12 protein-coding genes and 1 pseudogene are annotated in these 11,861 nt (G+C 68.8%); 7 read left to right on the top strand and 6 right to left on the bottom strand.

What is annotated here, in order from left to right:
* Nucleotides 1-22 precede the first annotated feature (22 nt).
* The 3 genes from OHS59_RS02330 to OHS59_RS02320 all read right to left on the bottom strand — a co-directional run bounded on the left by OHS59_RS02330 (nt 23) and on the right by OHS59_RS02320 (nt 1,997).
* Complete coding sequence (locus tag OHS59_RS02330) at nt 23-541, bottom strand: SRPBCC family protein (RefSeq protein WP_328491692.1); 519 nt, start codon at nt 539-541, stop codon at nt 23-25.
* 328 nt (nt 542-869) lie between these two features.
* Entirely contained in the window at nt 870-1,409 is a 540-nt protein-coding gene (locus OHS59_RS02325; protein ID WP_328491691.1) for a hypothetical protein, read from the bottom strand.
* 36 nt (nt 1,410-1,445) lie between these two features.
* On the bottom strand, nt 1,446-1,997 hold the full coding sequence (locus OHS59_RS02320) for a hypothetical protein (protein ID WP_328491690.1): 552 nt from the start codon (nt 1,995-1,997) through the stop codon (nt 1,446-1,448).
* A 256-nt stretch (nt 1,998-2,253) separates the two neighbouring features.
* Between OHS59_RS02320 and OHS59_RS02315 the strand changes: the two genes are divergently transcribed.
* The 3 genes and pseudogenes from OHS59_RS02315 to OHS59_RS02305 all read left to right on the top strand — a co-directional run.
* Nucleotides 2,254-2,703 (top strand): hypothetical protein, encoded by a 450-nt coding sequence (locus OHS59_RS02315; RefSeq protein ID WP_328491689.1) that lies wholly within the window; start codon nt 2,254-2,256, stop codon nt 2,701-2,703.
* A gap of 90 nt (nt 2,704-2,793) precedes the next feature.
* A complete protein-coding gene (locus tag OHS59_RS02310; protein WP_328491688.1) occupies nt 2,794-3,783 on the top strand; it encodes a hypothetical protein in 990 nt (329 codons plus the stop codon).
* 159 nt (nt 3,784-3,942) lie between these two features.
* Nucleotides 3,943-4,077: pseudogene (locus OHS59_RS02305) on the top strand (response regulator transcription factor); the annotation flags it as partial.
* Nucleotides 4,078-4,142: 65 nt separating this feature from the next.
* Here OHS59_RS02305 and OHS59_RS02300 read toward each other — a convergent pair.
* Together OHS59_RS02300 and OHS59_RS02295 are read right to left on the bottom strand one after the other, a co-directional pair.
* On the bottom strand, nt 4,143-4,502 hold the full coding sequence (locus tag OHS59_RS02300) for a VOC family protein (RefSeq protein ID WP_328491687.1): 360 nt from the start codon (nt 4,500-4,502) through the stop codon (nt 4,143-4,145).
* A 503-nt stretch (nt 4,503-5,005) separates the two neighbouring features.
* Nucleotides 5,006-5,647: a hypothetical protein gene (locus tag OHS59_RS02295; protein WP_328491686.1), complete on the bottom strand. Its 642-nt coding sequence runs from the start codon at nt 5,645-5,647 to the stop codon at nt 5,006-5,008.
* Nucleotides 5,648-6,106: 459 nt separating this feature from the next.
* Between OHS59_RS02295 and OHS59_RS02290 the strand changes: the two genes are divergently transcribed.
* A complete protein-coding gene (locus tag OHS59_RS02290) occupies nt 6,107-7,060 on the top strand; it encodes a hypothetical protein (protein WP_328491685.1) in 954 nt (317 codons plus the stop codon).
* Nucleotides 7,061-7,173: 113 nt separating this feature from the next.
* On the opposite strand, the gene OHS59_RS02285 is transcribed toward OHS59_RS02290, so the two are convergent.
* Nucleotides 7,174-8,181, bottom strand: a complete 1,008-nt coding sequence (locus tag OHS59_RS02285; protein WP_328491684.1) for a LacI family DNA-binding transcriptional regulator — start codon at nt 8,179-8,181, stop codon at nt 7,174-7,176.
* Nucleotides 8,182-8,655: 474 nt separating this feature from the next.
* On the opposite strand from OHS59_RS02285, the gene OHS59_RS02280 reads away from it, so the two are divergent.
* The 3 genes from OHS59_RS02280 to OHS59_RS02270 are packed head-to-tail and all read left to right on the top strand — an operon-like array spanning nt 8,656 to nt 11,763.
* On the top strand, nt 8,656-9,966 hold the full coding sequence (locus OHS59_RS02280; protein ID WP_328491683.1) for an extracellular solute-binding protein: 1,311 nt from the start codon (nt 8,656-8,658) through the stop codon (nt 9,964-9,966).
* Complete coding sequence (locus OHS59_RS02275; RefSeq protein WP_328491682.1) at nt 9,963-10,865, top strand: carbohydrate ABC transporter permease; 903 nt, start codon at nt 9,963-9,965, stop codon at nt 10,863-10,865. Before OHS59_RS02280 ends, OHS59_RS02275 begins: the two co-directional genes overlap by 4 nt.
* A 1-nt stretch (nt 10,866) precedes the next feature.
* Nucleotides 10,867-11,763 (top strand): carbohydrate ABC transporter permease, encoded by an 897-nt coding sequence (locus tag OHS59_RS02270; RefSeq protein WP_328491681.1) that lies wholly within the window; start codon nt 10,867-10,869, stop codon nt 11,761-11,763.
* The last annotated feature ends 98 nt before the right edge of the window (nt 11,764-11,861 follow it).

The raw sequence follows: 11,861 nt of genomic DNA, 5'->3' as shown, positions 1-11,861 counted from the left end.
TACGCTGCTGTGGCCCGCGGCATCAGCCGACGGGCCAGTGGGCCACCCGGCTCCTGGGAGGCTTCGGTTCTTCGGGCCGTACGCGTCCGTCGCGGATGGTTCCCCGCCAGGCCCCGCTCTCCGCGCCGAGCCCCTCGATGTATGCCTTGAAATGCCGCAGCTCCCTCTGCACGACCCGGCCGACCAGCCTGGGCAGACCGCCGAGCAGACCGGTGGCGCCGGGCGAATCGACCTCGATCCGGACGGTGACGGCCGTACCGTCCGCCGAGGTGGGCCGGAACGACACTTCGCCCCTATGAACGGTGTGCCGCTCAAGGCTTCGCCAGGTCAGATAGGAGTCGGGCTCCTGTTCCACGATCTCGGCCTGGAACTCGCGCCGCAGTGGCCCGACCGCGAGCGTCCAGGTGACGAGGGCCGGCCGGACCTGCTCGACCTTCTTCACCACGGTCATGAACCGGGGAAAGCTCTCGAACTGGGTCCACTGGTTGTACGCGGCCCGCACCGGGACCGCGACCTCGATCGTTTCCTCAACGAAATACATGGTCCACCCATCGTCAGGCGCCGCTCGCCCCAGTGTCACCGCAGGTCCAGCCGGTCGCCACACGTCGTCCTGCCGGCCGCCCGATCCACGAATCGGATTCATGCTCCGCCCGGACCGACGGTTCCCTTTCCTCCGGCCCCCGCCCTGTCCATTGCCGACCCTGCTCATTGCCGGGCAGGCGGGTACCCGCCATCCAGGCCGCATAACACGCGACAGGCCCCGCTTCGCCCCCGTCTGAGAGGAGACGGTCGGGAATCTCGCGGCCGCCCGCCCGAACCGGAGCACCTCAGCTGTCGCCCTGCCGAAGGCGGCGAGTGCACTGTTCGGGCTATTCCTCTTCTCCCGACTCGTGGTCGGAGAGGATCCGTAGGCTGAGGTCCGCCGCCACGTGGTCCGCGAGCCACGTCATCCGGCTGTCTCCTGCCACGAGGCCCTCCCGTATGACGTGACACCAGGCGGCGTGGCGGGCCAGCGCGAGGTACGACGTCCCGACCCGGTGCCAACGCGCCGTGAGTTCGACATCGTCGGACCACAGCGGCGTCTCCCTGGCCAGATAGGCGGCGACTGTCGCTGCGACGAAACAGCGCTCGGATGTCGGGTCGAGATGCCCGAGGTGCTGCACGTGAGCCTCCAGCACGTCGACCGCCTGCGGGTAGTGGCGCAGGGATGTGCCCATGCCCTCGCAATACGTCATGACGTGGAGGATGCGTCCTGTGTGGTCCACGAGTGCGGCGTCAGCCCCGGACTCCGCGATGGCATCGGGGAGTCCGACGGTTCGGGCGATGAGGTGGGCGAAGTAGCTGTTGAGGAAGTCGCCGTCGGCGGCTCGCCGCAGCAGCCATGGCCGGACGGCCGGGTGGTCGTCCACGTGTCGGCACAGCGTCTCCACGGCATGGACCCGGCCCTAGGCGGTCACCCGCTCCGCGAGCCAGATCAGCGCCTCGGCACTGCCCGGCAGGCGTTCAAGGGCCTGCACGGCGAGCGGTCCGAAGTCGTTGGAGAAGAGGCCGATCGTCTGGATTGCGGGGATGTCGTCCACCGTGGCGACCTCGGCAAGCAGAGCCAGTCCGAGGGCCACGGCATCAGGGTCTCTCCCGTGTCGTATCAGCCACCGTCCGGTCTCCCGGGCCCTGGCCGCCGGTGCTCTCAGGACGGCGGCACCGACGTGCTCGTTGCTGCGGACCGGCACGTGGACACCGTGAAGCCTGGCAGCCAACTCGCGCGGTGAGGTGCTCGGTTCGGCGAAGAACCCGTCGAGGACGGCAGCGGCGTCCATACCGACGCGCCCGTGGTCGGGCAGGCGTGTCGACCGTGCCCTGCGTCGGCGTCGTACCGCATCGGGCAACGCCCCCTGGCGCGGCAGGGGTTGGTCCGGCGTCAGGCGGTGCAGCCCGAGCGCATGGTCGAACAGTGTGGTCGTGGGTCCGGGCAGCGCGGGCCCGGGCGTCTCGCTCACAGGCGGACGGAAGACTCGATTCTCTTGGCCATGTCTCTCAGCCTGCCATCACGGCACCCGCCACGACGAGTCTTTTCCGCAAGGACGCTGTCGCATCGGACACGGTCCCGGCAGCTGCCCGGTCCTGACATCTGTCAGGACCGGGAGGTGGCGCGCCCGGCCTAGTCTCGGGGCCGATCAACACGGGGGAGGCTCGCGCAGGCGGCCGACTGCTGAGGAGGCCTCTCCCCGTTCCGTACGCCGACGGAGGAGCATCGTGACAACTGCACGTCGTGTGTGGGGATCCATCGCGGTCACCGCAGCACTGATCGCCGGCAGCACCGTCCTGGCCACCGCGCCGGCTGCCGCGAAGGGGGAACCCGCGGCAGCGCCCGCCCAGGCCCAGCCGGCCAGTTGGGACAACAACGTCTACCTCTACTACAGCGAGTCGAGCAACAGCTCCTGGAGCAAGTACGGCACCGGGGTCGACGACTTCGCGGGGCACACCTTCGCGGCCGGCGGCGAGGGCCACGGCCAGAACGTGAAGAACAACGTGTACCGAGCCTGGAACAACGATCCGAGCTTCAGGGCCCGCATCTTCTACAACGAGAACAAGAACGCCAGCGGCGACGCCCCCTACGACGACATCTGGCCCGGAGAGTCCCGCCCGCTGAACTCCGGCGTACAGAACAACAACGCCTCGCTCGGTTGGTACTACGCCGGCTGATGCCGGTCCGGCCCGCCCGCACACGGCGGGCGGGCCGGACCGCACCGACTACCCGCACCCGCACCCGCGCCCCGGAAGGGATACGACAGCATGACGGCGCGAAAACTCCACAGGGCCAGGCGTCTCGGGGCGGCCGTCATCCTGCTCGCCGTCACGGCGGGATGCGCGCAGGGGGTAGACCCCACACCGGCTGTCACCGCGTCCGGCACACTGACGGCATCAGGGCCGCTTCCCGCCGTCGCGGTGCCGAAGATGCTCGATGTCAGTTCCCTGGTACTTCCCATCGAGCCCTACCTGTTCACCGATCGCCAGGTCGGCCGCCTGTTCCGGGCCAAGGCGGTGCTGACCGAGGCGTGTATGCGGCGCTTCGGTCATTCCTTGCCCGCCCCCACCGGTCCCATCCCGGAGACGGGCACGTTGAACCCGGCCAACACGGCGCACCGGTACGGCATCACCGACGCGGCCAAGGCGGCACGCTACGGCTATCACCCGATTCCCGGCTCGGTGCCGCCGCAGGGCAAGAACAAGCCCACGAGACCACAGCCGGGGCCACAGCCGGGGCCGGAGGCAATGCTCGTCCTGCGTGGGTTGAAGAAGGACGGCACACCAGCGGACGCCGACTCACGCGGTCGCCGCCTGCCTGCGGGCGGTTGCCAGGGCGAGGCCACCAAGGCGCTGTCGGGGGACCCGCAGAAGCTGGGGAACCTTGAACTCGTCGGCGCGATCAACATCGGCAGTTACCGTGACTCACAACGCGATCCTCGTGTCGTGGCGGTCTTCCGTGCCTGGTCACGGTGTATGGAGCGGCAGAACCAGGACTACACGTACGCGGACCCGACCCGAGCGCCCGGCAAGGACCCCGAGTTCGGCGGTCCGAAGGCAGGCCGGGCCGAACTCGCGCTCGCGAGCGCGGACGTGGCCTGCAAACGGGAGACGAACGTCATCGGCGTCTGGTCGTCGGTCGACGCGGCGTACCAGCGGCGAGCGATGGCTGAGAAACAGCGGGAGTTCGCCGCCGTCAAGAAGGACATGCGCGCGCAACTGGCCAACGCCGACCAGGCCCTGGCCGGGCGACGCTGAGGAGTTGCCGCAGCTTCGGCCGGTGACAGTGAAGGTGGTACCGCGGTACGACTCGGGCGCCGAAGATTCCCCTCGGGTCCAAGCGTCCCGGCCTGCGGCGCTCGTAGCTTCGAGGACAGACACCACGGCACGTCCGCCCGTAGGGCTCGGAGCGGGAACGCGGAACGGCTCGTCCTCACCGAGTCCACCGTGAAGAAGCACGTCGGGCGGGTCCTCGCCAAGATCGGGGCGCGAGACCGGATCCAGGCCGTGATCATGGCGTACGACGCCGGGCTGGTCAGGGCGAAGCCATAGCCCCGGGGCGGGAGGTGTCGGCACGCGGGCGTCGGCCGGAGCTCTCGGGCGCCGCAGCCCAAGAGTCAGCCGCCGGAGCGTTCCCCCAGCACGCAGAACTCATTTCCTTCAGGGTCCGCGAGCACCACCCACGGCTCGTCCCCGCGCTGCCCGACGTCCGCGTGGCGGGCGCCGAGGGCCAGGAAGCGCTCGACTTCCGCGTCCCGGTCGTCAGGGCGGAAGTCCAGGTGGAGACGGTTCTTGACGGTCTTCCCCTCCGGAACCGACCCGAAGAGCAGGCCGGGCAGCCGGTCGGGCTCCGCCCTGATCTCGTACTCCTCGGGCGAGTCGTTCACCACGGTCCAGCCGAGCGCCTCCTGCCACCAGCGGCCCAGGGCCACCGGGTCGGCGGCGTCGATGACGAGCTGCTCCCATTCAAGTCCCATGGTCCCGAGACTAGCGTCGCACCCGCATCCGGGTGGTCAGGTGATCCGGAAGAGGCGCCGTGAAACCGTGGACAGGCTCCGTTTGGATCCAGGACGGGAGCCGGATCGATGGACAACGACGGGGCGTCCGACCGCAGGTTGATTTCGCCCCAGTCGCCCAGGATCTTGTAGCTGTTGCCGTCCCTGGTCAGGGAGTCGACTGATCCGTAGTCGGCAGTCCCGCTCGCGTCGATCGCAGGCTTGACGACACTCTGGTCCGTCCAGCGCAGGTCACGGATGGCTGAGAAGACGACGGTGGCTTGGCGGAAGCAGGCGCGTTCTCCGGGTGCGGGGGCCCGGTGCTCAGGATGACCGGGCAGGAGCAACGCATCGAGCTTGAGGGTCAGGACAGTCGGACGGACCACGATGTCCAGTACGTAGCTGTCCTCCAGGCTGACATTCTCGAACCCGGAGAAGCTTGGGTAGTTGTCCTGCATTGCCTGCCTCTCACACTGTGGTGCCCGTCAGGCGGGTACCCCGGCCCCGTCCATGACCGCAGCCGTCTCACCCGGTGGAAGTGCCGGGTTGGCGCCCGCGTTGGAGGCCAGTTCGGGCTGGGTGAGGGCCGCGAGGAGCCGGGGGAGCGGCAGGCGCGGGTCGCGGGCCGCCGCCTGGCGCGTCCGGACGTCCGGGTCGTGGCTGAGCCGCTCGATCAGCTCGGGGCCGGCGTGGGGATCGCGGACTGCCAGTTGTCGGTGGATCCCCTCCGCGTGGTCCGCGTAACGGGCGGCGAGTCCCTCGCGGGGAAAGCGCGGGTGGCCGGTCGCCATCCAGGCGGAGAACGTCCCGCCGAGCCGTGCGTACACGCTCAGCAGGACCTCCTCCGAGGTGTCGGGGTGATGTACGGCCAGGTGGGTGCGCACGACGGCGTCCGTGTCCGCGGACAGAATCCGCAGGAGATCGGGCGGTAGATGAGGGCTGCGGGCCACGGCGCGGCGCAGCAGAGGATGGGCGGAGGTCGCCGCCCTCCGCAGCACGCCTTGATCGGCGATACCGGCCGCCACCCAGTCCACGTCGCCCCGTGCGTGCGGGGCCACCGTGAAGTCGATCGCCCTGCGCCGGTCCTCGGTCAGCTCGGGCCGGAGGGAGACAGCGAGCCGCACCACACGTCGGGGTCGACGGCGAGCCGGTCCACCAGGTCGGGCGGCAGGGACGGATTGCCGGCCAGCTCGGCCAGATGCACGCCCTCGGCGAGAGGTCGTCCGCGAGACGAGCGCGCTGTTCCGGCTCCGCCTGGCCGCTCGTCGCGAACTGCATTCGCGTGTCCGGGACCGGATGGGTGAGGACAACCGCCACGGCCGACTCGGGCAGCCCGGGCCGGTGGAGGGCCTGGAAGGGCGGGCCGTGGCCCTCGCCGTCGAAGGCGAGCAGTCGCAACAGCAGTGGTGCGGGGAGGGCCGGGTTGGCGGCGACTCCGTCCAGGGCGGAGGAGTGGAAAGCGACCATGCCTCAGCTCTCCGCCCCGTCAGCTTCGCGCGCCGCCCCTTGGCATGCCTGCCCGAGGTCGACCTCTCGGGTCGACGGCCGTCATCCTGCCATGCGGTGGCCGTCTACGCTCTCTTGATATGCGGCGCAGCAATGTCACGCGGGACGACGGCACATGGGTGGGACTGGCGTTGGACGTCCAGGTCAGGCCCCGGCCGGGACTGTGCGTGTTCAGCGCCGGGCCCCGATTGCTGATCGCCCAGCAGTCACGGCCTGTGCTGCTCGCCGCCGTCGAAGAGCCGCTCCAGGGCGTGGACTTCTGGCGCACCGGCGCGTACCGCTCGTTTGTCCCGCCGCTGCGTGCCGATGCGGCACGCGCCCTGGCGGGCAGTGCGGAACGGTGGGCCCACCGCTTCGCGCGGTACCTCGTCGACTCTCCGGACAGCCCGTTGCACGAGGGCCGTTGGCTGCTCTCGGGTGAGAGTCCGTTCCGGCGTTGGCGCCACCCCGGCACTTCGCATGCCGAGTACTGGAGATCGATGCTCGTCGACGGTCATCCGGACGGATACATCGACTGGTTCGTCCACTCCGGTTCGTGGGAGGTCCTTCCGCTGCGGCCGATGCCCGATGCCGACGACAGCCGGGTCAAGGCGTACCGCAAGCAGGCTCGTGAGGGCACGCTGCCACCCGTCCTGTTGTGGTGGGTCAGTGGCCTGGACTGCCATCTGATCCTGGACGGTCACGCGCGGCTCGCCGCGGCGATCGCCGAGTCCGTCGAGCCTCCGCTGCTGCAGGTGCACCGCACGGTGCCACGCGACGACCTGGCTGCGCGCGTCGACGAGGCCGTGGGCTTCTACGAGGGTGAACTGGCACGCTTCGCCGAACTCCGAGCCGTCCACGGTCCCACCGTCCCGGACGGCGCGGCCACCGCCGGCCCACAACTCGCCCGCCTCATCCAGGACCTGGACACCGCGGAACAGCCCACCTGGGCCTGGCCCCTGCCCGGCGGGGACAACGAGTGGCGCCGCATCGCACGCGAGGCGACAGCCGGCCAGGACTGGCCCGTCATCAGCGGTACGGCGAGCGGTACTTGAAGAACCGTGCCGACGGCGAAGAGTTGGTCCACTTGGCAGATGTCACGCCCGCACCAGGAGTGATGCGAGGGTGACAGCGGCGTCGTAGGACTCGATGGTCTTGTCCAAACCTCTCAGCGGGACGGCGCCGTTGAAGCGCGTACCACCAGTTCGGTGGCGAGTTCGATGTGGTGGGACTCGACCTTCTCGCTGTTGGCCAGTCGGAGTGCGGTGCGCAGGGCGGCACCACCCATCTCCCGTAGGGGCTGGCGCACGGTGGTCAGCGGCGGTGAGGCCATCTGGGCGAGGCTCGTGTCGTCGTAGCCGACCACGCTCAGATCCTCGGGGGTGCGCAGGCCTCGGGCGCGGGCGGCCTCGATGACCCCGACGGCGATCTCGTCGTTGCCCGCGAAGATCGCTGTCGGTGGCTCCTGCAGGCCCAGTAGCGCGGTGGCGCCGAGCAACCCGGTCTCGTACGTGAACTCACCGGGCCGGACGTAGGCCTCGGGTACCTGCGCTCCCTGCGCCTCCATGGCGGCGCGATAGCCGTGCATGCGTGCCTGGTTGCACACAGCCATGGTCGGGCCGCCGAGATAGGCGATGCGGCGGTGGCCGAGGGAGAGCAGGTGCTGGGTCGCGGCCAGGCCGCCGGCGAAGTTGGTCGCCCCGACGCTGTGGACCCGGCTGTCCGGCAGGTGCAGCGGGTCCAGCACGACCAACGGCAGCCCGGACCGGGCCAGTTCGTTCAGGTGCGCAGTGGTGTACACGCTGGTGACCGCGATGACGGCGCGGCGCCCGGCCGAGACCAGGTCGCGGGCCCAGTGCGGGGCACTGGTCGCCTTGCTGATCACCACCGAGGCCCCCAGTTCGGCGGCGGAGTCGATGATGCCCTCCAGGGTCTCCGCCACGTACGGCTTGAGGCCGCCCTTGAACTGCACCTCGATGGTCGGGCTCTGGACGGTTTCGGTGTGCCGGAACACGGGCGCGAGATAGTGGTGCTGATGCAGCAGTTCCTGCACTCGGACACGGGTGTGCGGCGCCACGTCACCACGACCGTTGACCACTTTGGACACGGTCGCGACGGAGACCCCGGCCGCTTGGGCGATGTCCGCCAAAGTGGTGCGCCTGGCGTTCGGTCGCATCGGTTCCTCCCAGCTGTACGTCCACCGGTGTGGTGAGCTGCCGGTCGGGCCGGCAACGCGGGTGGAACCGGTCAACCGTACGGCAACCCCGGCACCGGGCCCGTCCGGGCCCGGCCTTGCCCGTCACCGCCATCTCAGCCGGGAGTTCGTCGACCCGGCCCGGCACGAGCGGCGCCAGGCTTTGCCGACACGGCATGACCTGCAACAACGGTGTGTCAGCCGCATCCGCCACTTCGATCGTCCATCGCACCCAGCACTTTTCGAAATGTTTTCGGCGTCTGTCATGCACTCCCGGAGGATCATTCTGCCTTGCTGTTACGGGGATGTCCGCGTCCCCATAATGTGTGTGCACACGCCTTGACAGGGCGTCAGCCCGAAACCTAATTTGCACGAACAGAGCAAGAGGAAGACCGTTTCGAAAACCTTTCACCATCACTCACGAGAAGCCGATGGCTCTCGGGTGCGGAGAAGAACATGGCGCTCTCCCGACGTACTCTCCTCGGTCTGGCCGCCGGCGTGCCGGTCTCGGCGGCGCTGGCGGCCTGCGGCTCGTCCGGCCCCGGCGACAGCGGCGGTGGGGCCACCTACTGGTATCTGAACGGCCAGCCGCAGGAAGGCGTCAGAGCCGGCGCGGTGGACGCGTTCAACAAGGCCCACCCCAAGGAGCAGATCAAGGACACCACCTTCCAGAACGACGCGTACAAGACGAAGATCAAGACCTCCATCGGCGCCGGGAAGGCGCCCACCATCATCTGGGGCTGGGGCGGCGGGACACTGCGCACCTATGCGAAAGCGGGCCAGGTCGAGGACCTCACCTCGTGGTTCGACGAGCACCCCGAGGTCAAGAAGCGGCTGCTCCAGTCCTCGTTCGCAGCGGCGACCGTCGACGGCAAGATCTACGCGATGCCGGGCGAGACCGTGCAGCCGATCATCCTCTACTACAACAAAAAGGTCTTCGCTCAGGTCGGTGTGAAACCACCGGAGTCCTGGGGCGACATCATGGCGCTGGTGCCCAAGTTCAACGCGAAGGGTATAGCGCCGTTCTCCCTCGGTGGCCAGTCCCGGTGGACGAACATGATGTGGCTGGAGTTCCTGTTCGACCGCATCGGCGGTCCCGAGGTGTTCCAGGCCATCATCGACGGCGAGAAGAACGCCTGGTCCAACCCGGACTCCATCGCCGCGCTGACCAAGGTGCAAGAGCTGGTCGAAGCCGGCGGGTTCATCAAGGGCTTCTCCTCGATTACCGCGGACTCCAACGCCGACCAGGCGCTGCTCTACACCGGCAGGGCCGCGATGATGCTGCACGGCGCGTGGTCGTACGGCATCCAGCAGGAACGGGGCGGGGACTTCGTCTCCAGCGGCGACCTGGGCTACATGACCTTCCCGCCCGTGGAGGGCGGCAAGGGGGATCCGAGCGACACGGTCGGCAATCCCGCCCAGTACCTGTCCATCTCCTCGAAGGCCAGCGCCGAGCAGAAGAAGGTCGCCAAGGACTTCTTCGCCACAGGCGTCCTCCAGGACGAGGAGGTGGAGAAGTGGATCGGCAACGGATCGGTGCCGATCCGGCTGGGCACGGAGAAGCTCCTGGCCGCCTCCAAGAGCGCCGACTTCCTGCAGTTCACCTATGACATCGCCACCAAGGCCAAGGTGTTCGCCCAGTCCTGGGACCAGGCGCTCAGTCCGACGGCTGCGGAGACCCTGCTGGACAACATCGTCAAGTTGTTCCAACTGTCCGTCACACCCAAGGAGTTCGCCCGCAACCTCAACGCGGTCACCGGCACATGACCTCACTCACCGGCCATCCACCGCGTCGCGGACCGCGCAGCATACTGCCGTGGCTGGCGGCGCCGGCGCTGGTGGTCTTCGTCGGCTTCGCCGTGATCCCGCTCGTCGGTGTCTTCGCGCTGAGCTTCGCCACCTGGGACGGGATCGGCGACATCCACCCTTCGGGGCTGACCAGTTGGCGTGCGGTGCTCACCGACCCCGGGCTGCCGCACGCCCTCGGGGTGACGTTCATGGTGATGGCCGTGTCCTGGGCCGTCCAGACACCGCTGAGTATTCTGCTCGGCACGTTCCTGGCCGGCAGCCAGCGCTACCGGGCGGTGCTGGGCGTGGTGTACTTCATCCCGCTGATGCTCAGCTCCGCCGCGATCGCGATCGCGTACAAGGCTCTGCTGGACCCCAACTTCGGGCTGGGTGCCGGGCTGAAGATCCGGGCGCTCAGTCAGGACTGGCTGGGGCGGCCAGGGCTCGCGTTCGGGGTCGTCGTCTTCGTCGTCTCCTGGCAGTTCATCCCGTTCCACTCCCTGATCTACCAGGGTGGCGTCCAGCAGATTCCGAAGTCCCTCTACGAGGCGGCGGAGTTGGACGGAGCCGGACGCATCCGGCAGTTCTTCAGCATCACGTTGCCCCAGCTGAAATACACCATCATCACCTCGTCCACGCTGATGGTCGTCGGGTCGCTGACCTTCTTCGACCTCATCTACGTCCTGACCGAGGGCGGCCCCGGCGACGCCACCCGGGTCCTCGCACTGGACATGTACAAGCGTGGCTTCCAGGCCAGCCTGATGGGCCCGGCCAGCGCGATCGCGGTCATCCTGGTCCTGGTGGGGCTGGCCCTCGCCCTGCTGCTCCGCCGGCTCGGGGGCCGGGACGCCGGCGCGAGCCAACTTGAGGGGGCCTGACGTGACCACCACGCTGACCGAGCCGCGACGACCGCAGAAGGACACCCACCGCGAGCGGCCACACCGCTCCCGTCGGGCCGACCGCCGACGCAACTGGCCCGGCGGCCTGGCCGGATGGCTCTGGCTCGTCGTCGTCGCCGTACCCCTGTACTGGACCCTCATCACCAGCTTCAAGGCACAGAACCGCTACTACGCGAGCAACCCGCTGGTGCCCTCGGACGACCCGACGCTGGAGAACTACCGGCTGGTCGTCGAGTCCGACTTCCTTCGCTACTTCGTGAACAGCGTCGTGGTCACCGCCGGTGCCGTGGTGCCGGCGGTCCTGTTCTCCTTCATGGCCGCCTACGCGATCGTCCGCGGTCGGCGCATGCGGGTGCTTCGCGCGATGAACGGGCTGTTCCTCATGGGCCTGGCCATCCCGTTGCAGGCGACGGTGATCCCGGTCTATCTGATCATCATCAAACTGCAGCTGTACGACAGCCTGCTGGCGCTGATCCTCCCGTCGATCGCCTTCGCCATCCCGCTGTCCGTGCTGGTGCTCACCAACTTCATCCGCGACGTGCCCAAAGAGCTGTTCGACTCGATGCGGGTCGACGGCGCCACCGAATGGACGACACTGTGGCGCCTGGCGGCACCCCTCACCCGTCCGGCCATCCTCACCGTCACCATCTTCAACGCACTGACCATCTGGAACGGGTTCCTGCTGCCCCTGATCCTCACCCAGAGCCCCGACCAGCGAACCCTGCCGCTCGCACTGTGGACCTTCCAGGGCCAGTACGGAGTCAATGTCCCCGCCGTTCTCGCCGCCGTCGTCCTCACCACCCTGCCCGTCCTGGTGCTGTACGCGTTCGGCCGCCGCCAGTTGCTGAGCGGCCTGACCGCCGGATTCAGCCGTTGACCGACGCCGACGCCGACGCCGACGCCGACGCTGGGGCCGATGGCCGACCTTCGGTCCGACAATTCGCCCGTCGCGCCCTGGTCAAGGGTCCGCCAAGC

Origin of the sequence: Streptomyces sp. NBC_00414 (assembly GCF_036038375.1) — a bacterium.
GTDB lineage: Bacteria > Actinomycetota > Actinomycetes > Streptomycetales > Streptomycetaceae > Streptomyces.
Note: the sequence above shows the minus strand (reverse complement) of the source record. Positions and strands in the feature narration are given on the sequence as shown.